Source organism: Streptomyces sp. NPDC050161, from assembly GCF_044460025.1.
In the GTDB taxonomy this organism is placed as follows: Bacteria; Actinomycetota; Actinomycetes; order Streptomycetales; family Streptomycetaceae; genus Streptomyces.
The window spans coordinates 1-21,620 of sequence record NZ_JBITJM010000005.1 but is presented as its reverse complement, the minus strand read 5'-3'; the positions used below and the strand labels follow the sequence as shown (position 1 = coordinate 21,620).

Below are 21,620 nucleotides of genomic sequence, written 5' to 3'. Positions count from 1 at the left end.
GTGCGGAACTGGCTTCTGGCCAAGCACCCCGAGCGCGACTCCATCGCCCCGGACGAAGACCTCATCGCGGCCCGTTTCGTCGACTCGCTCTCCTTCGTCGAGTTCGTGCTGACGATCGAGGAGGCCAGTGGCGTGGAAATCGACCGCGAGGAAATCGACCTGGCCGATTTCCGGACGCTTGAGGCCATCCAGAGGAAGTTCTTCTGATGGGTCGTCTGCTCTATGCAGAGGACTACGAGAAAGGCTCCCGGCACGATCTCGGGTCGCACAAGGTCACGGCCGAGGAAATCACCGCCTTCGGCCGGACCTACGACCCGCAGCCGTACCACCTGGACGAGGAAGCCGGGCGCGCCTCGTCCTTCGGTGGCCTGATTGCCAGTGGCTGGAACACAGCGGCGATCTGGATGCGCCTGTACGTGACGACCCTGCTGCCCGACGCGGCGGCCGAGGGCACGGTCGAGGGCTCGCCGGGAGTGGACGAACTCCGCTTCCTGCACCCCGTCCGGCCGGGCGACGTACTGACCGGCACCTGCGAGATCGTCGCGTCCCTGCCGTCGCTCTCCGCGCCCGACTTCCGCATCATCCGCAACCGCGGACGCCTTCTGAACGCGGACGGAGCCGAGGTTCTCACGCTGATCCTCAACGCCCGGTTCCGTTGCCGGCCCAAGAACTCCTGACCAGAGACCACCTCGAGAAACGGAGCCAGTCATGGAGACTGTGTCCTATACGTCGCAGTGGACCGCAGCCGCCCGCGCGCTGGAAAGCGAACGGAGTGACGCGCTTTTCCAGGACCCGCTGGCCAAGCCGCTCGCCGAGCCGCGCGGGTTCGAGCTGCTCGACAAGTACGGCGGCGGCGGTCTGGTCGAGTTCGTGGCCGTCCGTACCCGCTATTTCGACGACACCATCAACGACCTCGTCGGGAAGGGCATCCGGCAGGTGGTGCTGATCGCGGCGGGCATGGACACCCGTGCCTACCGTCTGAAGCTCCCGGATGACGTCCGCGTCTACGAGGTCGACCACCAGGCCCTGATAGACGAGAAGGAGAAGCGTCTCGCCCAGCTCGGATCGCCGACGCCGACGGTCAATCTGCGGCGCGTCGGTGCGGACCTGGCGGGGGACTGGTCGACCACGCTGCGGGCGGCGGGATTCGACCCGTCGCTGCCGACGCTGTGGGTGCCCGAGGCCCTGCTGTTCTTCCTGACCGAGGAGCAGTCCGCGACGCTGATGCGTACCTTCGCGGCCAACTCCGCCCCCGGAAGCTGGGTCGCGGTGGACATCCTGAGCAAGTCGCTGCTGCGCGGCCCGGCCACCCAGATCTTCCTTTCCGCACTCAAGGAAGACGGGATTCCGTGGCTCTTCGGCACCGACGAGCCCGAGGAGTTCATGGCGGGCACCGGCTGGACCGTCCGGGAACTCAAGGAGCCGGGCGAGCAGGGCGCCGGTGAAACCCGCTGGCCGTACGCCGTCCAGCCGCGCGATGTGAAGGGCGTGGCACGCAACTGGCTGCTCCGCGCCGAACTCGCGTAAGCACCGCCTGTGCAGCGGCACGGCCCCCCGGGGCCGTGCCGCTCTCGGCGCGTGGTCCGACCGTCCGTCCACGGCAAGCAATCATCACGAACAGCGTCGCGAGGAGCAGACCATGAGTGCAGCCGAGACCGTCACACTCCGGCGGCTCGCCTGGGCCGGCGTCGAAGTGGCCGCCGGAGACCGGCGGGTGGTCATCGACCCCCTCAAGAACACCGCGGACCTCGCGGGCTTCCAGGGACTGCCGAAGCGGCCCCTGCCCGACATCGAGGCTCCCCCCGGGGTGCGCACCCACGCCGTCATCACCCACATCCACCCCGACCACTGCGACCGGGAACTGCTCGCCGGCATCGCCGCCGACGACGGCGGCACCGTGGGCTGCCACACCCCGATCGTCGGCACCCTGGACCGGATGGGGGTGACCGCCACCCCGCAGGACATGGGCGAGCGGCGGCAGATCGGGCGGTTCACCACCATCCCGGTGGCCTCCCACGACTGGCGCGGCGACGACCAGGTCGCCTGGATCGTCGAGACCGACGGCCTGCGCGTCATCCACTTCGGCGACACCATCTGGCACGGCCGGTGGTGGCAGATCGCGAAGGACCACGGCCCCTTCGACGTCGCGTTCCTGCCGATCGCCGGGGTGCTGACCCAGCGCGAGGGCTTCACCCCCACCAACCAGCCCGCCACGCTCACCCCGGAACAGGCCGTCGAAGCCGCGGTCGTGCTCGGGGCGAAGACCGCCTGCGCGATCCACTACGAGCTGTTCGACAACCCGCCGTACTACGCCGAGCAGGACGACGTACGGGGGCGTTTCCTGCGGGCCGCCAAGGCCAGAGGCGTGCACGCGGTCGCCCCCGGCGACGGGGAACCCGTGCCGTTCACCGCCGCCGCCTGACGACAGCACCCCCGCTCGCCCGCCGGGCCGTCCATCCGATCACCCCGCCTCCCCGGCGTCGATCGGACGGACGGCCCGTCGGTGCGCACCCCCGCACCCCGGAAGGACCGCTCGTGACCCCACCCCCTGAACCGGAAGCCCCCGCCACGCCGCCCCGGGCAGCGGCCGACCCGACCGCCGGGCCCGCACCCGGCACGCCCCGCAGCCGGCGCCACCTGATCTGGTACGCGCTGGCGGTGCTGCTGGTCGGGATCAACATGCGGCCCGCCATCGTGGCGGTCTCCCCGCTGCTGGACGAGATCCGGCACGTCACCGGCCTGTCCAACGGCGGCGCCGGCGTGCTGTCGACGCTGCCGCTGATCTGCTTCGGCATCTTCGCGCCGCTCGCGCCCCGGCTGTCCCGCCGCTGGGGCATGGAACGCACCCTGGTCGCGGTGCTCGCGGTGCTGCTGGCCGGCACCGCGGTGCGCCTGGTCCCGGAACTGTTCCCCCTGTTCGCCGGATCGTTCCTGGTCGGCACCGCGGTGGCCGTCGCGAACGTCGTCATCACCGCGCTGATCAAGCGGGACTTCCCCGACCGGGTCGGGCTGATGTCGGGGCTGCACACCACCATGCTGGTCGGCGGCGGCGCGGTCGCGGCGGCCACCACCGTCCCGCTGCGGGACGCGCTGCCGCTGTCCTGGGCCGGCGGCCTCGCCGTCTGGGGCGTCCTGGCGCTGGCGGCGCTGGTGGTGTGGGTGCCACGGCTGCGGCGCGGCCGGGAGCAGCCGCCGGTTCAGGTGCACGAGGGCGGTTCGATCTGGCGCTCCAAGCTGGCCTGGGCGGTCGCCCTGTTCTACGCGTTCCAGTCGCTGCTGTACTACACCGCGACCACCTGGCTGCCGTCGTTCTACATCGACCACGGCTACACCGAAGGCGGCGCCGGGGTGCTGCTGGCGGTCTGCATGGGCTCCGCCGTGGTCACGTCGGTCCTGGTGCCGGTGTGGGCGCAGCGCTCCCGGCAGCAGAGCTACCTGGCGATATGGGGCACCGTGCTGTGCGTCGCCGCCTTCGTCGGCCTGATCGCGGCGCCGACCGGGGCGGCGGTGCTGTGGGCCGCGGTGCTGGGCCTCGGCCTGGGAGCCGTGCTGTCCCTGGGCATCGCCTACATGTCGATGTGCGCCCGCACCACGCACGAGGCGGGGCTGCTGTCGGCGATGTCCCAGTGCGTGGGCTACCTGCTGGCCGCCGTCGGCCCCACCGCGTTCGGCGCCGCCCGCGACCTGACCGGCGCCTGGACCGCGGGACTGATCGCTCTGGTGGTCCTGTCGGTGCCGATGGGTCTGACGGGAGCGCTCGCCGGGCGCGGCGGCCACCTCGCACGCTGAGGCGCGTCCACCCCGCTGTGCGCCGCCTCCGCCCGGGGGCGGCGCACAGCGACCCCGGCCCCGGGCACCTTTGCGGGCTCCCGTACGTACTCCTCGTGGCGTAGATACGCCCACGGAAATCAGGGGAAGATCCTGCCCAAGAAGTAGCCGAGCGTCTTTGCCAGGCCATTACCCTGAGGGGAAGGCCGCGCAGGGCGGCCATGGAGGAGTGAGATGAGGAGCAGCAACCCGGTCTTCTCGCGACGGGGGTTCAGCCGCGACACCGGCTACGCGGGCTTCAACGCGCCGCCGCAGGCCGGGGGCCCCGCAGCCGACCCGTACGCAGGAACCAACCCGTACGCCCAGGGCACGAACAACCCGTACGCCCAGGGCGCGCCGCAGGCCGCCACCCAGGCGCCGCCGCAGTACACGCCGCAGACCCGCCCGATGACGATGGACGACGTCGTCGCGCGCACCGCCATGACGCTCGGCACGGTCATCGCGGGCGCCACCGTCGGCTGGCTCTTCCTGACCGAGCAGCTCGGCTTCGCCATCGGCGCCGGTCTGGTCGCGATGGTGCTGGGCTTCGTCCAGTCGTTCAAGCGCAAGCCGTCGCCCGCGCTGATCCTGTCGTACGCGGCGCTGGAGGGCCTGTTCCTCGGTGCCCTCAGCGGGTTCATCAACGACCTGCCGAAGATGAACGGCGCGCCGATGCAGGCGGTGCTGGGCACCATGGCGGTGTTCGTCACCATGCTGGTCGCCTACAAGACGCGGATCGTCCGGGTCACCGCCCGCTTCACCCGCTTCGTGATGATCGCCGCCATGGGCTTCGTGCTCCTGTCGCTGGTCAACTGCCTGTTCATGGTGTTCGGCGGCGGGGACGGCCTCGGCTTCCGCAGCGGCGGCATGGGCATCCTGTTCGGCCTGGTGGGTGTGGTGCTCGGCGCGCTGTTCCTGGCGCTGGACTTCAAGCAGGTCGAGGACGGCGTCGCCTACGGCGCCCCGCGTGAGGAGTCCTGGCTGGCGGCGTTCGGCCTGACCCTCACCCTGGTGTGGATCTACATGGAGATGCTGCGCCTGATCTCGATCCTCCGGGACTGATCCGGCGGACCGCGCCCCCGGTGACGGGGAGCCGCAGCGCACGGAAGGCCCCGCGGGCAACTGCCCGCGGGGCCTTCGGCGTTCTGCTCCCGGCGTGGGCTCAGCGCTTGCGGGCGGCGCGCCTGAGGTCGTGCTCGTGGACGATCGCCTTGGCGTGCCCGTACGCGAGCTGGTGCTCGCCGCGCAGCCAGCTGACTCTTTCGTCGAAGCGGAAGAGTGCGGGGCCTTCATCGACGGTGCGCAGCCATTCGGAGATTTCCCGGCCGGTGCAGTGCGGGATGCGGGAGAGCAGATTCCGGTGGGTTTCTTCGGAGAACATCTGAGACATCGGCGCCTCCGGACGCGTTCGATGCTGGTCTTCAGCACACCGTGCCTGAGGGTTCGGGTGTTGGCAACCACCTGTGGGTGGCGCATAGGCTCAAGCCGTGCTTGACGTAACGCCTTTGCAGAATGCCGTGGACGCCTTCGCCGACCGCCTCAGATCGCTGCCGCAGAGCACGCTCGGCCGCGGTGCCGCGGCCGAAGCGCTCGCCCTCGCGCGGGAGTTGGCCGACCGCGCGCAGCGCATCGAGACCCCGCAGCGGGAGCCGTACGCGCTGCCGGACGCCGGGATGTTCGCCGTCGGCGACCAGCTCGCGGTGGCCGGGCACGACCTGGCCGAGGCGCTGCGGAACACGAGCGCGGCCCCCGCCGGTGAACTGGCGGAGGCCGTACGGAAGGTGCGGGAGACGGCGGGGCGCTGGTAGCGCCGGGCCGCGTCAGAGCGAGGCGATGACGCGGTCGGCCAGGATGTAGACGCGTCGCTGCCTGCCCTCGCCCCAGGCGAAGGTCAGCGCGTAGGCGCCCGAGATGCCGGAGCCGCCCAGCAGGACCGGGGTGTGGCCGTCGCGCAGGGCGTCCGCCACGCTCTCCGACGTCTCGCGGTGCCCCGGCGTCAGACACAGCGTGGTGCCGTCGGTGAAGACGTAGACGTCCAGGGTGCCCAGCGGCCCCGGCCGTACGTCGGCGAGCGGGACGCTGTGATCGGCCAGCTCCTCCAGGCGTGCGACGGTGCGCTCGTGATCGCCGACCGCAGGGACGGGGGAGAAGTCCGGATGCGAGGGGTGCCGGCGGCGGGCGGCGGCCAGCTCGGCGGACTCGCCCTCGTCGGCAGGCTCCCACTCCGTGGCGTCCAGGGACTCCAGGGCGTCGATGGGCTCCAGCGAGGTGAACGGCTCCAGCGAGGCGAACGGCTCCAGGCCCGCGAGGTCCGCCTGGCGGGGCAGGAACGGCTGGTTGTCGAAGTGGTCCAGGTCGAGCCGGTCGGCGAACTCACGCTGCTCGGTCCGCGCGTCCAGCGGGCCCTCGTCGCCGATACCGGTCAGGCCGCCCAGCAGCGACGGGGTGTCGGCGGCGTCCCTGGCCTCCTGCGCGGCCCAGAACGCGCGGGCCTCGGCCAGTTCACGCTCCCGCTCGTCGGCGAGCGCTTCGGCGACCGCCGCCCGTATGTCGGCCAGCGGCGTCGGTGCCGGCCGGGCGGCCGGGATCAGTCCTTCGGTGGCGGCGCTCCGGGTGGCGGTCAGCTCGGCGCGCAGCTCGGTGAGCTGCCGGCGCAGCGCGCGGACGGTGTGCAGCGCCGCGGCTCCCAGCGCCACGGCGAGACCCGCGGCCAGGAGCAGGGCGACGGTGGTGACGCTCATGCGTCCTCCCCGCTTCGCTCGGCGGCCCCGTATGCGCGGGTCGCGTGCCTGTCGATGGTCAGCCCCCGGCCGACGGCCGCGGGGACCTCCTTGCTGCGCTCGCTCACTGGCGTACTCCTGATAGCAGAATGTCCCTCGACTTCTACATCAGCCTGCCGGTCGTCGGCGACCGTTCCCAGTGCGCTATGTCCCGAAATGGAGGGGGCTTAGGGCCTCATGCGGATGGGTGACCCCTCGCTGACCTGCAAGAACCCGATTTACCCGGGGCGTTGGTCACAATCCTGGCGGCGATTGGGTCGCGATCTTGTCACCGGGTGACCCATGTCACCAAGGATCGCTGTACGTACCCGCGCGACGCCGAAGGGTGCGCGGGGAACGGGAGTTGACCCGCCCCGGCGCACCCTCGGTCAGCTGCTGCGCTCGCGCTGAGCTTCGCTGCGGCTCAGCTCAGCCGCTCGTGCCCATGGTCGCGCTGAGCTTCGCCTCCGCTGCGGGCAGGTGCCGCCTTCGTCCCTCAGGCGACCCCTACCCTCCGCTGCGGCTCAGCTCATCCTCTCGATGACCATCGCCATCCCCTGGCCGCCGCCCACGCACATCGTCTCCAGGCCGAACTGCTTGTCGTGCCACTGAAGGGAGTTGATGAGGGTGGTGGTGATGCGGGCGCCCGTCATGCCGAAGGGGTGGCCGACGGCGATGGCGCCGCCGTTGACGTTCAGCCGGTCCAGGTCGATGCCCAGGTCGCGGTAGGAGGGGATCACCTGGGCGGCGAACGCCTCGTTGATCTCGACCAGGTCGATGTCGGAGACACCGAGGCCGGCCCGCCGGAGTGCCTGCTTGCTGGCCTCGACCGGGCCGTAGCCCATGATCTCGGGGGACAGTCCGGAGACGCCGGTGGAGACGATCCGGGCCAGCGGGGTCAGGCCCAGCTCGCGCGCCTTGGTGTCGGACATGACGACCAGGGCCGCGGCGCCGTCGTTCAGCGGGCAGCAGTTGCCCGCGGTCACCAGGCCGTCGGGGCGGAACACCGGCTTGAGGCCGGCGACGCCCTCGACGGTGACGCCGGCGCGCGGGCCGTCGTCCTTGGCGACGACCGTGCCGTCGGGGAGCGTGACGGGCGTGATCTCCCGCTCCCAGAAGCCGTCCTTGATGGCCTGCTCGGCGAGGTTCTGGGAGCGGACGCCGAACTCGTCCATGTCCTGGCGGGTGACGCCCTTGAGGCGGGCGAGGTTCTCCGCGGTCTGGCCCATGGCGATGTACGCGTCGGGGACCAGGCCGTCCTCGCGCGGGTCGTGCCAGTCGGCGCCCTCCTGCTCCGCGCGGGACGCGGTGCGGGACTCGGCGTCGGCGAAGAGCGGGTTGTGGGTGCCGGGCATGCCGTCGGAGCTGCCGTTGACGGAGCGGGAGACGGTCTCGACACCCGCCGAGATGAAGACGTCGCCCTCGCCCGCCTTGATGGCGTGCAGCGCCATGCGGGTCGTCTGGAGGGAGGAGGAGCAGTAGCGGGTGACGGTGCAGCCCGGCAGGTGGTCCATCCCCATCTGGACGGCCACGATCCGGCCGAGGTTGTGGCCCTGCTCGCCGCCGGGCAGGCCGCAGCCGAGCATCAGGTCGTCGATGTCGGCCGGGTCCAGCTCGGGCACCTTGGCCAGCGCGGCCTGGACGATGTGCGCGGTCAGGTCGTCGGGCCGCAGCTCCTTGAGCGACCCCTTGAAGGCGCGGCCGATCGGAGAGCGGGCGGCTGAGACGATCACGGCTTCGGGCATCACGGCTCCATGGGGTCGAGAGGGTGCGGTCGAGCGGGTGCAGGCGTACCGGAGGCGCGGCGGCCCCGTCGCGGCGTCCGGCAGAGACTGTGAGGGAAGTTACCGGTACGTACCGCAGAGGTCACGGGGTGCGTGCTGTGATGCGGGACTCTTTTCTAAGCGAGCGCTTATGCGGGGGTGGTGGTCCGCACGGCTCACGGGGCGACCGGCGGCTGGTCCGTCTCCTCGGTCGACGGCAGCCGGCGCCGCCTGCGGTGCTTGAGCAGTGCCCACGGCGCACGGGTGGCGGCGACCTCCGTACCGCCCTCGGACGCGGCCTGGACGGCGGCCTGCTCGACGGGCAGGATGCCCTCGCGCCTGGCCTCCTCCGGGCGCTCGCTCTCCGGCCACAGGCCGAGCGAGGCGCACAGCGTGGGCAGCACGGCCATCGCGGCGGTGGCGTAGCCCTCGGCCGACGGGTGGTAGTTGTCGGGCCCGAACAGCTCCCGCGGACGCGCCTCGAACTCCGGGCCCAGCAGGTCGCCCAGCGAGACCGTACGGCCGCCGCTCTCGACCACCCCGATCGTCTGCGCCGCCGCGAGCTGCCGGGACAGCCGCCTGGCCACCCAGCGCAGCGGCTGGTAGACCGGCTCGATGGTCCCCATGTCGGGGCAGGTGCCGACGACCACCTCGCAGCCCGCCGCGCGCAGCCTGCGCACCGCGTCCGACAGATGGCGGACCGAGCGGGCCATCGGCATCCGGTGGGTGACGTCGTTGGCGCCGATCATGATGACGCAGACGTCGGGTGCCTGGGCGCCGTCCCCGAGCAGCAGGTCCACCTGGCGTTCGAGGTCGTCGGACTGGGCGCCGGGCAGCGCGACGTTGCGGAAGTCCACCGGCCGCTCGGACAGCGCGGCGAGGCCGGAGGCCAGCAGCGCGCCCGGTGTCTCGCGGGCGCGGCGCACGCCCTGTCCTGCGGCGGTGGAGTCGCCGAGGAAGCCGAGCCGCAGCGGTGCCCGGTCGGTGCGGTGGCCGAAGGCGGCGCCGTAGCGGCCGTCGGCGCCCGGCGGGGTCTCCTTGGAGCCGCCGACGGTACGGCGGGCCAGCCTGACCTCGGTCAGCAGCAGCCCGGCGGCGGCCACCCCGAGCAGCCCGATCCCACTGCCGCCGAGCGCGGCTGCGGTGGCGATCCGCCGGGCCACTCTCGCCCTGGACAACGTCATCGGCATAGGCCGGGCACCTCCCCGTGCAGTGCGTGGCGCGTCCTGTCGGGGGACGGCCGGCGCGCTTCGTGAATCGGCGAGAACTCGTACAACAAGTTGTTGCCCCGTAGCGCGCCGAACGCAACGCGGGGGAGGGGCAATAGGCTGGCAGGACGGGCGCAGGACAGCGTGCCCCCGACCGCGGAGACCACCGTGCAGTTTTACGAATCGATGATTGAGCTAGTCGGCAACACCCCGCTCGTGCGGCTCAACAACGTCACCCGAGGGATCCAGGCCACCGTCCTGGTGAAGGTCGAGTACTTCAACCCGGGCGGATCGGTCAAGGACCGGATCGCGGTGCGGATGATCGAGGCCGCCGAGGAATCGGGCGAGTTGCAGCCGGGCGGCACCATCGTCGAGCCGACGTCGGGCAACACCGGCGTGGGGCTGGCGATCGTGGCCCAGCAGAAGGGTTACAAGTGCATTTTCGTCTGCCCTGACAAGGTCTCGACGGACAAGATCAACGTGCTGCGGGCGTACGGCGCCGAGGTGGTGGTCTGCCCGACCGCGGTGGACCCCGAGCACCCGGACTCGTACTACAACGTCTCGGACCGGCTGGTGCGCGAGACGCCTGGCGCCTGGAAGCCGGACCAGTACAGCAACCCGAACAACCCGCGCTCGCACTACGAGACGACCGGGCCCGAGCTGTGGGAGCAGACCGGGGGCCGGGTCACGCACTTCGTCGCGGGTGTCGGCACCGGCGGCACCATCAGCGGCACCGGCCGCTATCTGAAGGACGCCAGCGAGGGCCGGGTGCAGGTCATCGGCGCCGACCCGGAGGGCTCCGTCTACAGCGGCGGCTCCGGGCGCCCGTACCTGATCGAGGGCGTCGGCGAGGACTTCTGGCCGACCGCCTACGACCGCACCGTCGCCGACGAGATCGTCGCGGTGTCGGACAAGGACGCCTTCCAGATGACCCGGCGCCTCGCCAAGGAGGAGGGCCTGCTGGTCGGCGGCTCCTGCGGGATGGCGGTCGTGGCCGGCCTGGAGGTCGCCTCCCGGCTCGGCCCCGACGACGTCGTCGTGGTGCTGCTGCCGGACAGCGGTCGCGGTTACCTCTCCAAGATCTTCAACGACGAGTGGATGGCGGACTACGGCTTCCTGGAGGAGAGCGGTGCCGCGGCCCGGGTCGGTGAGGTGCTGGCGCACAAGGAGGGCGCACTGCCCTCGCTCGTGCACATGCACCCCGAGGAGACCGTCGGCGAGGCGATCGAGGTGCTGCGCGAGTACGGCGTCTCGCAGATGCCGATCGTCAAGCCGGGCGCCGGGCACCCGGACGTGATGGCGGCCGAGGTCGTCGGCTCGGTCGTCGAACGCGAACTCCTGGACGCCCTGTTCGCCCAGCGGGCCTCCCTGGCCGACCCGCTGGAGAAGCACATGTGCGCGCCGCTCCCGCAGGTCGGCTCGGGTGAGCCGGTCGCCGACCTGATGGCGGTCCTGGAAGGCGCCGACGCGGCCATCGTCCTCGTCGAGGGCAAGCCGAAGGGCGTGGTGAGCCGGCAGGACCTGCTGGCGTACCTGGCGCGGGAGGCCGGCAAGTAGCGTCCGTGCGGGCGCGGACGCGGGCGAGATGAACGCCGGTCCGTGCGAGCGGTACGCATGCGTCATGTGCCCGCAGCACGGGCTTAACACGGGTCGGGCAGATTACTGACCACGGCGATACGGAACTCCGGAGCGGCTCCCGGGCCTCCGCCATCGTCAGGACGTCCCGTCCGGCCCTGGCCCGGACACGTCCCCCGCGGGGACCGCTGTCGTCCCGCCCCCGGCCCCGGCCGGGGTGAGGCGGTCCCCGCGCCTTCTTCTTCCCCGGCGCGGGGACCGGCCGCGCTACGCGCCGTCGTGGCGGGCGCGCCGCAGCAGGGCGGCGAAGCCCTTGGCGTGCACGGCGTTGACGCCGACGATGCCCGCCCAGCACGTCAGCAGTCCGAGCAGACCGGTGTTGACCGCGGCGATCGCGGACAGCGGGACGGCCAGCACCAGGGAGACCGTGGCGAAGCCGAAGCGCGCGGCGAACGTGCCGTCGCCGAAGGGCGCACCGCCGCCGGAGCCGCCGTACGGGCGTCCGGAGCGGGCCACCTGGAGCTGCGCCTGCGCGAGACCCCGGCGTACGCGCTGGTCGACGGTCCGCTCCAGCTTCTCCAGGAACGCGTCGGTCAGTTCCGTCTCGTACTCGGGGCCGAGGTCTTTGCGGGCCTTGAGCGTCGCGTCGAGTTCGTCGGCCAGTTCGGGGTCGTGGGTCGCCATGGAGCCGAGATTACGGACGGCGGCGGGCCCGCGCGGTAGGGCCAGCCCCCCTCTTTCCGGTACCGGCGCAGGTCAGCCGGCCGGGGTGGCCCGTGCGTCCGGTCCGGTCGCGTCCGGGGTGCCGTCGGCGGGCCGGTCCGGCAGCCGTGCGGTGTCGCGGTGGGTGACGGCCCAGTAGAGGACGCCGGGCACGACCAGGCCGACGAGCCAGGAGACGTCGGCGCCGCCGAGCGGGGCGACCAGCGGTCCGGTGTAGAACGCGGTGGCCAGGAACGGCAGTTGGGCCAGGACGCCGATGAGGTAGGCGGCGAGTGCCTTGACGTTCCAGGAGCCGTAGCGGCCGGCCGGGTCGCTGAGCGCCGGGATGTCGTAGCGCTCCTTGGAGATCAGGTAGTAGTCGGCCAGGTTGATCGCCGACCACGGGGTGAAGAAGGTCAGCAGGAAGAGCAGGAAGTCCTTGAAGGAGGTGAGGAAGGAGTCCTTGCCCAGCAGGGCCACGGCGGTGCCGGCCACCATGATCCCGAAGATGTAGGCGGACCGGGCGCGCGGCGACAGGGTGCGCTGCCCGCGGAAGCCGCTGACGCTGGTCACCAGCGACATGAAGCCGCCGTAGGTGTTGAGGATGTTGATGGTGAGCTTGCCGAAGGCGATGGCGAAGTAGAGCACCGAGGCGATCAGGCCCGTGCCGCCGAGGCCGACGAGGTAGCTCACCTCGTGGCCGACGAACGCCCCGGGCGCCGCCGCGGCGGCCAGCGCGCCGAAGGTCATCGACCACTGGGCGCCGAGCACCGAGCCGGAGAGCGTCCACCAGAACGTGGCACGCGCGGAGGTGCGCCGCGGCAGGTAGCGCGAGTAGTCCGCGACGTACGGGCCGAACGCCAGCTGCCAGGACGCCGCCAGGGAGACGGCGAGCAGGAAGACGGGCAGGCCGAAGCCGCGGTCGTGGAGGAGCGCGCCGATGTCGGCGCGGCCGATGAGCCGGATGCCGAGGTAGACGAAGGCCACCGCGCAGACCAGACCGGCGATCCGGCCGAGCGCGTGGATGAGGCGGTAGCCGACCGCCGCGGCGAAGGCGGTGACGGCGGCGAAGATGACGATGCCGGGTGTCGCGCCGAGGTGGGTCAGCTCGCCGACCGCCTGCCCGGCCAGCACGCTGCCGCTGGCGAAGAAGCCGATGTACATCACGATGACCAGCGCGAGCGGGACGACGGCGCCGCGGACGCCGAACTGCGCCCGCGAGGTGATCATCTGCGGCAGGCCGAGCCGGGGGCCCTGCGCGGAGTGCAGCGCCATCACCGCCCCGCCGGCGAGGTTGCCCAGCAGCAGTCCGGCCAGCGCCCAGAAGGCCGTCGCCCCGAAGACGACGGCCAGCGCTCCGGTGACGACGGCGGTGATCTGGAGGTTGGCGCCGAGCCAGAGGGTGAACTGGCTGAAGGCGTTGCCGTGCCGTTCGCCGTCCGGGACGACATCGATCGAGCGTCGTTCCACCACGCCTGCCATGTTGCGCCGCCTCACTGTATGGATCCATGCAGGATCAATGCAGTGTGAATGGAAGGTCAATAGGCGGAGCGTGATTTCTGTCGGCCGGGACGCGGACGGCGCCCCCGTGCCCCGCGTCCGCGCAGGTCAGACGGTTGACGGCGGGGTGTCGACCGGCCGCAGCTCATCCGCGTACGACACCGAGCGCCGGCGCATCAGCCCGTCATCGGTGATGTCGTACTGGCCCAGGCGCCACAGCGGCGGCGAGTAGGCGTGCACCGAGACGGCGTCGTCGGTGGCGCCGGAGAGCCGGTGGATGTGGTCGGGCCCGAAGCAGAACGAGGCGCCGGCGCCGACCGTCGTCGTCAGGTGCTCCCCGCCGATCCGCGGATTGGTCTCGGTCAGCGCGCCCTGGACGACGCGGACCGCGCCGGACGAGAGGTCGTGGTCGTGCCATCCGGTGTCGTTGCGCCGGGTCCAGCACAGCAGCCAGACGTCGACGTACTCGTCGCGGTACAGCGAGGCGTAGTGCCGCTCGGTGTCGGAGAACGCGACCTGGGCGCGCCAGAGGCCGGGGCGGGCGGCGAGAGTGTCGACCAGATCCCGCAACTCGCGTGTGCCGAGGGCGCGTTCGGGCAGCGCGGCGAACGGCTCGGGGACGCGGACGGCCCGGTCGGGGGCGGGACGGTTCATGGGCGGGCTCCTTTCGCCGGCCCCAGCAGGCGGGCCGGGTTGACGGTGCGCAGGGCGTGCCGGGCGGCCTCGGCGCCGAGATCGGGGTCGGTGGGTGTGGCGTACGGGCGGTCGCTGCCGCTGACGACGACGTCGATGCCGACGGCCCGCACCAGCGCGTCCACCGCGCGCGTCCCGTACGACGAGGTCTCGTAGAACGCGTCGGTGTCGACCCGGCCGCGGTCCAGGCCGCCGCCGCGTGCGGCCAGCCGCTCGCCGTGCAGCGGGGCGAGCCCGGCCAGCGCGGCGAAGCAGACCCGCAGCCGCGGATGGCGCGGCCTGCCGAAGGCGCGGAACGCGAACCAGGAGGCGTGCAGCTGCTGGACGTACGGGACCAGGGCGGGCCACCAGGCAGGCGCCGCGCCCGCGGTGGGCGCCGCGCCGGGGTGGATGAACAGCGGCAGGTCCAGCTCCGCGACGGCGTCGATGAGCGGGGCGCAGCGCTGCCATCCGGCGGCGTCGAGCAGGGCGGTGGCCGGGAGTTGCAGCCCGGCGCAGCCGCGGGCCAGCAGGCGCCGCACAGGTCCGGGATCCGGCCGGGGGACGGACAGGCAGGGCGAGGCCCAGACGCCGAACGGCGCGGGCAGGGCGAGCGCGCCGTCGTGGAACGCGGCCAGCAGCGGGTCGGCCTCGCCGGGCGGCAGGTACTCGATGCCCAGCGGGCTGGAGAGCGAGACCAGCGCCAGGTCGAGCCCGTCGGCGCGGGCGAGGCGTTGCCTGGCGCCGGTGTCGTGGTCGGCCGGGTCGACGGCGTACGGGGCCTCGCCCGGCAGGTGCAGCGTCCAGCCGTCCAGCCGCGGCGGTGCGCTGCGGGCGCGCAGCAGGGCGGTGAATTCGGCCGGCCAGATGTGCTGGTGGACGTCGGCGGGCACGCGTCTCCCTCGGCGGTGGGGCGGTGTCCCGGTGCCGGCCGCGGGCGGGGCGAAGGGGTCGGACGCCCGTTGGGCCACGGAACTTAACCGCTTCACTGATGCGATTAAGTGAATCGCTTAACGTGAGGTGGTGTCAAGGGTCGGCCGGGCCGGAGCGGGGGCGGCGGACGGCCGCCCGTTCACCCGCGGTCCGGTGGCCGGCGGGCCGCCCGCCCGCCTTGGGTAGGCTCTCGGCATGGCCAGGCCCAACAAGCGCACCACCCTCCGCGAGGTGGCCGAGGCCACCGGACTCTCCACCGCGGCCGTCTCCTACGCGCTGCGCGGCAAGCACGTCTCCAAGGAGACCGAGCAGCGGGTGCGCAAGGCCGCCGCCGACCTCGGATACGAGGCCGACCCGATCGCCCGCGCCCTCGCGGGCGGCCGGACGAGCATGGTCGGCGTGCTCTCCGGTGACCTCCAGGACCTCTGGCAGCAGCAGCTGATGGCGGCGATAGGCCGCGAGCTGCTGGCCGGTGACCGCTATGCGCTGATCCTCGACGCGGGCGGCGACCCGGAACGCGAACTCGCGCTGGCCAAGCAGCTGCGCGACCAGCGCGTGGACGGCCTCCTGGTGTCGCCGGTCGACCCCTCGGCCGAGGGCTGGGCGGCGATCGCCGACGCGGTGCCCGTCGTCTCCATCGGCGACTCGCTGCGCCGCGCCCGTACGGCGGGCGAGGTGCTCTTCGACAACCGCGCCGGCATCGACACGGTCCTCGACCACCTCAGGGCCCTCGGCCACCGCCGCATCACGGTCCTGACCCCCACCGGGCCCTCCACCCCCGACCGGCCCGCCGACGTCTACGTCCGCGAGGCCGCCGACCGGCTGCACCTCACGGTCGAAGTGCTGCCCTGCGCGCAGGAGTTGGGGGAGGCGACCGAGGTCGCCCGGCGGGTGCTGGACGGCACCGGCGGCGGGGGCGCCCGGCGCGCCGCGCCCACCGCCGTCTTCTGCTTCTCCGACTCCATCGCCTACGGCGTCTACGCGGCGGCTGCCGAGGCGTCCCTCGCGGTCGGCCGCGACCTCTCCGTCGTCGGCTTCGACGACCACCCCGTCTCGCGGATCCTGACCCCGCCCCTCACCACCCTCGACTGGGGCCTGGCCGGGATCGCCAAGGAGGCCGCGCGGCTCGCCGTCGCGGCCATCGAAGGCCGCCGGGTCCGCCGCAAGCGCATCCTGTGCGCGCCGCGGCTGTCGGAGCGGGGCTCGGCGCTGGGGCGTGGCCCTGCCTGAGCCGGCGCGGCGACGGCACGGCCGCGATGGCGGGGATTGATCGCTGCTCCTTGCCGGTCTGCATATCGTCATGCAGAGTCATAGGTGAGTGAATGGGAGCCGGTGGACCGGTGCGGAACGCCCGGTGCTCCGGCCCGCCGTACGCAACGCGGTGCCGGGATCCCGGCCACCGAGGGCGCGGCAGAAGGGAGTTGAGCGCGATGCCTTCCCCCGCGGCGGACCCCGGCCGGGGTGCGGATCCCGGCCGAACCCACGGCCCTGCGCCACAGGACCGCAGGCCGGGCACGCCCCGCGTCACCCTCGACGGCCACGGCCTGCGCCCCGCCGACGTCGCCGCGCTCGCCACCCGCACCGCACGCCCAGGACCCCCCGACCCCGACGCCCTGCGCCGCGCCGATGAGTCCTGGCACACCGCGCGCCGCCTCGCCGCCACCGGCCGGGTCTACGGGCGCAGCACCGGCGTCGGCGCCAACCGCACCGAGGACGTCCAGCACATCGACGCCGCACACGGACTCCGGCTGCTGCGCAGCCACGCCGGAGCCATCGGCGACCCGCTGCCCGCCCGCGAGGTCCGCGCCATGCTCGCGGTCCGCGCCAACCAGCTCCTCGCGGGCGGCGCAGGACTCAACCCCGCCGTCGTCACCGCACTCGTCGCCGCCCTGGACACCGGCGCCCACCCGGTCGTCAACGAACTCGGCGCGGTCGGCACCGGCGACCTCGCCGCCCTCGCCCAGACCGGCCTGGCGCTGGCGGGCGAGCACCCCTGGCGCTGCCCGTCCGGCGGCCACGCCCCCGCGCCCGTCGCCCTCGACAGCAACGACGCCCTCGCCCTGATCAGCAGCAACGCCCTCACCCTCGGGCAGTCCGCGCTCGCACTCGACGAGCTGCGCGGCCTGCTGGCGGCGTCACTCGCGGTCGCCGCGCTCTCCCTCCTCGCGGTCGGCGGCTCGTACGAACCCTTCGCCGAACCCGTCATGCTCGCCAGGCCGCACACCGGCTCATCGGCCGCCGCCGCCCGCATCCGCACCCTCTCCGGAGTACCCGCCCGCCCCGCGCCACCGCTGGGCCGCATCCAGGACCCGTACGGATTCCGCTGCATCCCGCAGGTCCACGGCCCCGCGCTGGACGCCGCCGACACCCTGGAACAGGTGCTGACCGTCGACCTCAACGCCGCCGCGGAAAACCCCCTGATCAGCGTCGACGACCAGGCCGCCTACCACCACGGCAACTTCTACGCCGCCCACACCGCGCTCGCCCTGGACGGCTTCCGGCTGGCCGTACTCCAGACCGCGCAGCTCTCCGCCGCCCGGCTCGCCGCGCTCTCCGAACCCGACCTCACCCGGCTGCGGCCGTTCCTCGGTGACGCGGCGCCCGCCAGCTCCGGCGTGATGATCCTGGAGTACGCGGCCGGCGCGGCACTCGGCGAGCTGCGTGCCGTCTCCCAGCCCGCCACCCTCGGGCACGCCGTGCTCTCCCGCGGCGTCGAGGAACAGGCCAGCTTCGCCTCCCTCGGCGCCCGCCAGACACTGCGCGCCTGCGTCTCCTTCCGGCACGTCCTGGCCTGCGAACTCGTCGCCTGCGTACGGGCGTTGCGGATGCGCTCACTGGAACCGGAACCGGACACCCCGGTCGCCGCCGGCTACGCCCTGGCGGCCGAGGCGCTGGACGCCAGGACGGCGGACCGTCCCCTGACGGACGACGTCGCGGTGGCCGAGCGGCTGCTGGACCGCCTGGCGGAGGTGTAGCGGGGGCGGCGCGGCCTCGCGGGGCCCCGCGGCGGGCGGAGAGGGCGGCTGCGGGCCAGGAGTTCCGTACAGTCGGTCGGTACACGAGACGGCCTTGACCGGGCCGGGAGGAAGAGGCGATGAGCGGGGACAACGGCGGCGCGGCGGCCGGGGCGACGGGCGCGGCACGGGCGGCCGGCCAGCCGGACGTGACAGGAGCGGTTCCGGGGACGCCGACGGCGCAGGCCGGGACCGGTGGCACACCCGCCGAGCGGGCACGCAGGCGCGCGGACGCGGCGAAGGCCGAGGCGGCCAGGGCCGAGGCGGACGCGGACGCGGCGGAGCGGGCCGCCGGGACGGACCACGGGCCCGGCGCGAAGGCACCGGCCTTCCCGGACGCCGCCGCCGGAACCGCCGCCCGCCTGCAAAAACTCTTCGAAGGGCACCGGCTCACCCCCACCCAGCGGCGCATCGCGCACTGCATGGTGCGCAGGGCCGCCGACGCGCCGTTCCTCTCCAGCGTCGAACTCGCCGAACTCGCCGGCGTCAGCCAGCCGTCCGTCACCCGCTTCGCCGTCGCCCTGGGCTTCGACGGCTACCCCGCGCTCCGCCGCCACCTGCGCGAGGTCGCCCCCGCCGAACCGCCGGGCGGCAACGGCGCAGCCAACGAATACCAGCAGGCCGTCCAGGCGGAGATCGACAACCTCCGCCACCTCGCCGCCGCACTCGCCGACCCGTCCCCGGTCGTCCGCGCGGGCCGGCTCTTCGCCGCGTCCAGGCCGCTCCCGGTACTCGGCCTGCGCGCGGCCACCGCACAGGCCGCCGGATTCGTGTACTTCGCCCGCAAGGTGCACCCCGACGTCCGTCTCCTGGACGAGGGCGGCACCCTGCTCGCCGACCGCATCGACGCCGCCGTACGGGCCGGCGCGAGCACCCTGCTCTGCTTCGCGCTGCCCCGCCACCCGCGCGAGGTCGTCGAAGCCCTGGAGTACGCGCGCGCCGCGGGCCTGACCGTCGTCACCGTCGCCGACAGCGCCTTCGCGCCCGTCGCCCGGCACACCGACCTCCTGCTGCCCGCCCCGGTGGGCACCGGCCTGGCCTTCGACACGGTCTGCGCCCCCATGCTCCTGGGCCGCGTCCTGCTGGAGGCGATGTGCGACGCGCTGCCCGACGCCCAGTCCCGCCTGGAGGAGTTCGACGCGAAGGCGGCGGCCAGAGGGCTCTTCGTGGAGTGAGGCCCGCCCGTCGGGCCGCCCTCCGGCCGTCTCAGAAAATCCTCATCCGGGCTGGCTACGATCCGCCGCCGTACAGGTGTGACGCAGCGCCGCGACGCCCGGTGTGACGTCGCGGGCTCGACGTGAGGAGGACCGACGTGGGGCGCGCGTATGCGCTGGCGAGGGTGGCCGTGATCGTACGGGCACCGGCCGGCCTGCTGTGGTGGCCAGGACTGCTGGCGGCGGGCATCGGGGCGCTGCTGCCGGGGCTGACCGGACGGCGGATCGGGCTGCTCGCGGGGGTGGCGCTCGCCCTGATCGCGGCCTGCGCCGTGTTCCTGACGCGGCGCCGCCGCCTGACGGCCCTGGCGGGCGGCGCCTCCCGGGCGGGCAAGTCCGTCATCCTCCAGGACCGCGGGGTCACCGTACGGATCTGGCGCCGGGCACACCGCTGGTGGCTGCTGCTCGCCTTCCTGGCCGCGGTCGGCTCGTCGTGGGCGCTGCCCGCCGCGGGCGGACTGCTGATGGCGGGCAGCGCCGCCGGACTCTGGGCCAAGTCCCGGTGGCTGGGCCGCTGGGAGCGGGAACACGAGGCGCTGTTGTGGGTCCGCACGGAGGCCGCGGCGCGCGGCGGCGCGGCGGGCAAGAAGGTCCGCGGCTATCTGACGACGGGGGTGGCCGCCGGGGACGCGGGGCCGGGGGGTGTACGTATCCGGCGTGGTGCGGGAGGCAGGGGCGGGCGCGGGTAGCCGACGGCGCCGTCTCCCCTCATCTCCCGCCGACCCGCCTCACGCCACGTCACCTCACCTCACCGCAACGCGCGCATGCCGTCGGCGTGCGCCGCGCCGCTCTCCGCCGCCAGTTCCTGGAGGGTCTGCGGGGTGCGCACGGTCGTGAAGCGGACGGCGCCCGACGGGTCCGCCACATAGCCGTAAACCCCGGGGCGCGGCAGGGAGTTGTAGGCGAAGTGGGTGGAGAAGTAGTAGGCGCCGGTGTCCAGCAGGGCGGCGTGGTCGCCGGACTCCAGCGGCGGGAGCGTGCGGTTCTCGGCGACCAGGTCGCCCGCGAAACAGCACGGCCCCGCGACGTCCTGGGCGACCGGCTCGCCCGTCTTCGGGAGCCCCCGCGCGTCGTACGCCGCGACCCGGATCGGCCAGGCATCCGGGACGAAGACCGTACGGGTCGCCACCTGGGCGCCGGCATGGGTGACCGCGATGGGCCGGCCGCCCGCCGACTTCGCGTACTCGACGCGGCCCACGATCGTGCCGTGCTTGGCGAGCAGCGACCTGCCGAACTCGGTGACCAGCCCGTACCGCCCGGAGAACAGGCCGGGCACGACCGTGCTGAGCAGCTCCGCGTACGCCCGGTACGTCGGGGCGGCCACGTCCGACGCGAAGTTCACCGGCAGCCCGCCGCCGATGTCGAGGGTGTCGATCTGCGGTCGCCCGGCCTTCGCATTGATCTCCTCGGCGAGGTCGAACAGGGACCGCACCCCCTCGGCCATCAGCGGCAACGGCATGCCCTGCGAGCCGACATGGGCGTGCAGCCGGGTCAGCCACGGGCGGTCCAGACAGGCCCGCACGACCCAGTCGCGGGCCCCCGCGTCCCGTAGCCCCACACCGAACTTGGAAGTCTCGGTCGCGGTGCTCATCGCGCCGATGCTGCCGCCGCCGACCTGCGGATTGACGCGCAGGCCGAGGGGAGCGCCGGTCGGCGCGGAGGCCACCAGACCGTCGATACGGGCCAGCTCCTCGGGGTTGTCGGCGTTCACCGCGATGCCGAGGGCGAGCGCTTCGCGCAGCTCCGCGGGGGTCTTGGCGGGGGAGTCCAGCACCGTGCGGGCGGCCGGCACCCCGGCCGCGCGGGCCAGCGCCAGCTCGCCGGGGCTGGCCACCTCACAGCCCAGGCCCTCGTCGGCGAGCAGCCGGAGCACCGGCACGAGCGAGGCGGCCTTCACCGCGAACGCGTGCAGCACGGGTGTGCCGGGTGCGGTGAACGCCTCGAAGGCGGACCGCAGTTCGGCCGCCGAGCGGCGGATCCCCGCCACATCCAGGAGCCCGGCGACGGGCTGGGCGGGGCCGACGAGCCCCTGCGCCACGGCTGCCTGTACGGCACGGTCCCGGTCCGTCGCAACAGGGCCGGTCATGGAACCAGTCTGGAGGCCAGTCATACCGCTACTCCATCACTGCCACCGGCCGCAGCGCCATGGGGGCCGGGTGAATGTGCGGGCGGATGTGTGGCCGGCGGGGCAGGCGCGGTATGTGGTGGCGGGTGGCCGGTGTCCGGGTGGCCGGTAGGTGTGCCTCGGGGGCGCCGGGCGCGGGGCCCTGTTGACTGGGCATATTCAGCGAAGCCACTATGTGAATAGCTCGATCCATTCGACGTCAGGGAGGCACCACCCATGTCGGGACCGCGACCTGTGCAGGCACCGCGCGGAACGCAGCTGAACACCTTGGGGTGGCAGCAGGAGGCTGCGTTGCGGATGTTGCAGAACAACTTGGATCCGGAGGTGGCTGAGCATCCGGAGAAGTTG

Annotated in this window: 22 protein-coding genes; 13 read left to right on the top strand and 9 right to left on the bottom strand. The window is 73.2% G+C overall.

All coding sequences use genetic code 11. The features are described 5' to 3' along the window. From ACIBK8_RS10100 to ACIBK8_RS10075, 6 genes are all read left to right on the top strand, one after another. On the top strand, window positions 1-207 hold the full coding sequence (locus ACIBK8_RS10100; RefSeq protein ID WP_399041260.1) for a phosphopantetheine-binding protein: 207 nt from the start codon (window positions 1-3) through the stop codon (window positions 205-207). Further along, window positions 207-677: a MaoC family dehydratase gene (locus ACIBK8_RS10095; RefSeq protein ID WP_399041259.1), complete on the top strand. Its 471-nt coding sequence runs from the start codon at window positions 207-209 to the stop codon at window positions 675-677. Before ACIBK8_RS10100 ends, ACIBK8_RS10095 begins: the two co-directional genes overlap by 1 nt. Window positions 678-708: 31 nt before the next feature. Next, a complete protein-coding gene (locus tag ACIBK8_RS10090) occupies window positions 709-1,527 on the top strand; it encodes an SAM-dependent methyltransferase (protein ID WP_399041258.1) in 819 nt (272 codons plus the stop codon). Window positions 1,528-1,639: 112 nt separating this feature from the next. Then, window positions 1,640-2,422 carry an MBL fold metallo-hydrolase gene (locus tag ACIBK8_RS10085; protein WP_399041257.1) on the top strand — a complete coding sequence of 261 codons (783 nt, stop codon included), beginning with the start codon at window positions 1,640-1,642 and terminating at the stop codon, window positions 2,420-2,422. A 113-nt stretch (window positions 2,423-2,535) separates the two neighbouring features. Further along, the gene (locus ACIBK8_RS10080) at window positions 2,536-3,789 is read left to right on the top strand and encodes a CynX/NimT family MFS transporter (RefSeq protein ID WP_399041255.1); all 1,254 of its coding nucleotides are present in this window, start codon (window positions 2,536-2,538) and stop codon (window positions 3,787-3,789) included. Window positions 3,790-4,002: 213 nt separating this feature from the next. Beyond that, a complete protein-coding gene (locus ACIBK8_RS10075) occupies window positions 4,003-4,869 on the top strand; it encodes a Bax inhibitor-1/YccA family protein (RefSeq protein ID WP_399041254.1) in 867 nt (288 codons plus the stop codon). Between the two features lie 100 nt (window positions 4,870-4,969). On the opposite strand, the gene ACIBK8_RS10070 is transcribed toward ACIBK8_RS10075, so the two are convergent. Beyond that, on the bottom strand, window positions 4,970-5,197 hold the full coding sequence (locus ACIBK8_RS10070) for a DUF4287 domain-containing protein (protein ID WP_393683094.1): 228 nt from the start codon (window positions 5,195-5,197) through the stop codon (window positions 4,970-4,972). A gap of 97 nt (window positions 5,198-5,294) precedes the next feature. Here ACIBK8_RS10070 and ACIBK8_RS10065 point away from each other — a divergent pair, with 97 nt between their 5' ends. Beyond that, window positions 5,295-5,615, top strand: coding sequence for a hypothetical protein (locus ACIBK8_RS10065; protein WP_393683092.1), 321 nt, complete (start codon window positions 5,295-5,297; stop codon window positions 5,613-5,615). A gap of 12 nt (window positions 5,616-5,627) precedes the next feature. Here ACIBK8_RS10065 and ACIBK8_RS10060 read toward each other — a convergent pair whose 3' ends face one another. The 3 genes from ACIBK8_RS10060 to ACIBK8_RS10050 form a co-directional block, all read right to left on the bottom strand. Next, a complete protein-coding gene (locus ACIBK8_RS10060) occupies window positions 5,628-6,548 on the bottom strand; it encodes a hypothetical protein (protein WP_399041253.1) in 921 nt (306 codons plus the stop codon). A gap of 542 nt (window positions 6,549-7,090) precedes the next feature. Further along, window positions 7,091-8,311 (bottom strand): acetyl-CoA C-acetyltransferase, encoded by a 1,221-nt coding sequence (locus ACIBK8_RS10055; protein WP_399041252.1) that lies wholly within the window; start codon window positions 8,309-8,311, stop codon window positions 7,091-7,093. A gap of 194 nt (window positions 8,312-8,505) precedes the next feature. Beyond that, window positions 8,506-9,519 carry an SGNH/GDSL hydrolase family protein gene (locus tag ACIBK8_RS10050; protein WP_399041251.1) on the bottom strand — a complete coding sequence of 338 codons (1,014 nt, stop codon included), beginning with the start codon at window positions 9,517-9,519 and terminating at the stop codon, window positions 8,506-8,508. A 186-nt stretch (window positions 9,520-9,705) separates the two neighbouring features. Between ACIBK8_RS10050 and ACIBK8_RS10045 the strand changes: the two genes are divergently transcribed. Then, the gene (locus ACIBK8_RS10045) at window positions 9,706-11,094 is read left to right on the top strand and encodes a cystathionine beta-synthase (protein ID WP_399041249.1); all 1,389 of its coding nucleotides are present in this window, start codon (window positions 9,706-9,708) and stop codon (window positions 11,092-11,094) included. Between the two features lie 285 nt (window positions 11,095-11,379). Here ACIBK8_RS10045 and ACIBK8_RS10040 read toward each other — a convergent pair whose 3' ends face one another. The 4 genes from ACIBK8_RS10040 to ACIBK8_RS10025 all read right to left on the bottom strand — a co-directional run bounded on the left by ACIBK8_RS10040 (window position 11,380) and on the right by ACIBK8_RS10025 (window position 14,879). Beyond that, the gene (locus ACIBK8_RS10040; protein ID WP_399041248.1) at window positions 11,380-11,796 is read right to left on the bottom strand and encodes a hypothetical protein; all 417 of its coding nucleotides are present in this window, start codon (window positions 11,794-11,796) and stop codon (window positions 11,380-11,382) included. 72 nt (window positions 11,797-11,868) lie between these two features. Beyond that, window positions 11,869-13,296, bottom strand: coding sequence for a purine-cytosine permease family protein (locus tag ACIBK8_RS10035; RefSeq protein ID WP_399041246.1), 1,428 nt, complete (start codon window positions 13,294-13,296; stop codon window positions 11,869-11,871). Between the two features lie 126 nt (window positions 13,297-13,422). After that, the gene (locus ACIBK8_RS10030; RefSeq protein ID WP_399041243.1) at window positions 13,423-13,968 is read right to left on the bottom strand and encodes a cysteine dioxygenase; all 546 of its coding nucleotides are present in this window, start codon (window positions 13,966-13,968) and stop codon (window positions 13,423-13,425) included. After that, window positions 13,965-14,879 (bottom strand): amidohydrolase, encoded by a 915-nt coding sequence (locus ACIBK8_RS10025; RefSeq protein ID WP_399041241.1) that lies wholly within the window; start codon window positions 14,877-14,879, stop codon window positions 13,965-13,967. Before ACIBK8_RS10025 ends, ACIBK8_RS10030 begins: the two co-directional genes overlap by 4 nt. Window positions 14,880-15,114: 235 nt before the next feature. On the opposite strand from ACIBK8_RS10025, the gene ACIBK8_RS10020 reads away from it, so the two are divergent. The 4 genes from ACIBK8_RS10020 to ACIBK8_RS10005 all read left to right on the top strand — a co-directional run bounded on the left by ACIBK8_RS10020 (window position 15,115) and on the right by ACIBK8_RS10005 (window position 19,836). Further along, window positions 15,115-16,149 (top strand): LacI family DNA-binding transcriptional regulator, encoded by a 1,035-nt coding sequence (locus ACIBK8_RS10020; RefSeq protein WP_399041240.1) that lies wholly within the window; start codon window positions 15,115-15,117, stop codon window positions 16,147-16,149. Window positions 16,150-16,349: 200 nt separating this feature from the next. Beyond that, window positions 16,350-17,894: an aromatic amino acid ammonia-lyase gene (locus ACIBK8_RS10015; protein ID WP_399041239.1), complete on the top strand. Its 1,545-nt coding sequence runs from the start codon at window positions 16,350-16,352 to the stop codon at window positions 17,892-17,894. A gap of 401 nt (window positions 17,895-18,295) precedes the next feature. Further along, window positions 18,296-19,108, top strand: coding sequence for a MurR/RpiR family transcriptional regulator (locus ACIBK8_RS10010; RefSeq protein WP_399041640.1), 813 nt, complete (start codon window positions 18,296-18,298; stop codon window positions 19,106-19,108). Between the two features lie 137 nt (window positions 19,109-19,245). Next, window positions 19,246-19,836 (top strand): hypothetical protein, encoded by a 591-nt coding sequence (locus ACIBK8_RS10005; RefSeq protein ID WP_399041237.1) that lies wholly within the window; start codon window positions 19,246-19,248, stop codon window positions 19,834-19,836. A gap of 59 nt (window positions 19,837-19,895) precedes the next feature. Here ACIBK8_RS10005 and ACIBK8_RS10000 read toward each other — a convergent pair whose 3' ends face one another. Next, window positions 19,896-21,233, bottom strand: coding sequence for a diaminopimelate decarboxylase (locus ACIBK8_RS10000; RefSeq protein WP_399041236.1), 1,338 nt, complete (start codon window positions 21,231-21,233; stop codon window positions 19,896-19,898). Between the two features lie 255 nt (window positions 21,234-21,488). On the opposite strand from ACIBK8_RS10000, the gene ACIBK8_RS09995 reads away from it, so the two are divergent. After that, window positions 21,489-21,620, top strand: a 132-nt coding sequence (locus tag ACIBK8_RS09995) for a hypothetical protein (protein WP_399041639.1), incomplete at its 3' end; no start/stop codon positions are given.